Origin of the sequence: Endozoicomonas sp. SESOKO2, from assembly GCF_024606245.1 — a bacterium.
Taxonomy (GTDB): domain Bacteria; phylum Pseudomonadota; class Gammaproteobacteria; order Pseudomonadales; family Endozoicomonadaceae; genus Endozoicomonas_A.
Genome location: NZ_JAHHPQ010000778.1, coordinates 1 through 1,994, shown reverse-complemented (window position 1 = coordinate 1,994; position 1,994 = coordinate 1). Strand labels below are relative to the sequence as shown.

At 49.6% G+C, this 1,994-nt stretch carries 2 protein-coding genes; one reads left to right on the top strand and one right to left on the bottom strand.

The genetic code is table 11. From position 1 onward, the window contains the following. Positions 1–586, top strand: a 586-nt coding sequence (gene deoD / locus KDK17_RS18605) for a purine-nucleoside phosphorylase (protein WP_257288769.1), incomplete at its 5' end; no start/stop codon positions are given. Positions 587–635: 49 nt separating this feature from the next. On the opposite strand, the gene serA is transcribed toward deoD, so the two are convergent. After that, the gene (gene serA / locus KDK17_RS18600; RefSeq protein WP_257288768.1) at positions 636–1,865 is read right to left on the bottom strand and encodes a phosphoglycerate dehydrogenase; all 1,230 of its coding nucleotides are present in this window, start codon (positions 1,863–1,865) and stop codon (positions 636–638) included. Positions 1,866–1,994 lie beyond the last annotated feature (129 nt).

The window sequence follows — 1,994 nt, the reverse complement described above, 5'->3', positions numbered from 1 at the left end:
TCGTAATATGTTTGGTTACACCGGAACATATAAGAATCGTCGTGTATCAGTAATGGGTTCAGGGATGGGCATTCCTTCAGCCTCCATTTACTACAAGGAACTGATCACTGAATACGGTGTGAACAAGCTGATTCGCATTGGTTCCTGTGGTGCAATCTCTTCCGATGTGAAGCTGCGCGATATAGTGATTGGTATGGGGGCGAGCACTGACTCGAAAGTGAACCGTATCCGATTTAATAACCACGACTTCGCAGCTATTGCAGATTTTGGTCTGCTGGAGAATGCGGTCAAGAGTGCCCGTGACAAAAGGATGCCGGTAAAAGTTGGTAATATCTACACTTCGGATCTTTTTTACAGTCCGGATATTCAGATGTTCGACACCATGGAAAAGCATGGCATCCTGGGCGTTGAAATGGAAGCAGCAGGCCTTTATGGCGTATGTGCGGAGTTTGGTGCCAAAGGTCTGGCAATCTGCACTGTCAGTGATCATATTCGTAAGGGCGAGGCCTTGTCTCCTGAAGACAGGCAGACCTCCCTGGACGAAATGATCGTGTTGGCTCTGGACTCTGTGCTGGTCGGAGACTGATCCCCCCATCGCTCCTGTCAGATCTCTGACTGGAGCTTGAGCGCCTGACTCAGTATAGAACCCGGCAACGAATGGTACCGTCGATTTCTTTCAGCTTCTCCAGTGCAATCTCACTGTGATCGGCATCTACGTCAATGACCACATAACCGACGGATTCATTGGTTTGCAGGAACTGACCGCTGATGTTGATGTTGTTCTGGGAGAAGACCTTGTTGATGGCTACCAGCACTCCGGGAATGTTCTCGTGAATGTGCAGGATGCGATGCTTGTCGGGATGTCCAGGCAATGACACTTCGGGGAAGTTCACAGACGACAAGGTTGTACCATTGTCGCTGTACATAATAAACTTCTCGGAAACTTCACGACCGATATTTTCCTGCGCTTCCTGAGTACTGCCACCCACGTGAGGCGTCAAAATCACATTATCCAGTCCACGCAGAGGGCTGACAAACTCGTCATTGTTAGAGCGTGGCTCTTCCGGGAAAACATCAATCGCAGCACCCAGCAACTTGCCTGTTTCAATCGCTGAGGCCAGAGACTGAATGTCGACAACGGTTCCGCGAGAAGCATTGATCAGAACGCTATCCTCTTTCATGGCCGCAAACTGCACTTCGCCAAACATCCATTGAGTGGCGGGTGTTTCAGGAACGTGCAGGCTGACAACATCAGACATGGCCAGCAGATCATTCAGACTGCCGACCTGACTGGCATTACCGATGGACAGTTTGGTTACCACATCGTAATAATAAACGTCCATGCCCATGGATTCAGCCAAAACACTCAGCTGGCTTCCGATACTGCCATAACCAATAATACCCAGCTTTTTGCCGCGAATCTCATAGGAATTGACGGCACTCTTCTGCCAGCCACCCCGGTGAGCAACGGCATTCTTTTCAGGTACACCTCGCAAAAGAAGAATGGCTTCAGCCAGAACCAGCTCAGCGACAGAGCGCGTATTGGAATAAGGGGCATTAAAGACCGGAATTCCCCGGGAGGTAGCAGCATCCAGCTCCACCTGATTGGTACCGATACAGAAACAACCCACAGCAATCAGCTTCCGGGCTGCAGCAAAGACGTCTTCTGTCAGCTGGGTTCGGGATCGAATGCCTACAAAGTGTACTTCGGAAATCCGGCGCTTCAGCTCTTCTTCCGGCAGGGACTTGGATACATAATCAATATTGGTATAGCCGGAAGCTTCAAGCACTTCCACAGCAGACTGATGAACCCCTTCCAGAAGAAGGAATCGAATCTTACTCTTGTCCAGGGAAATAGAGGGCATAACAATAGCTCGGATATCTTTTTATCTACCATGAAAAGTACTCCAGCCAAAAGAGTGTGAAGCACGGTCTATGGCTGAATACAACCGGAGTCATCTGGTTTTATAACCGACCGGGGTGGGGATAATAGC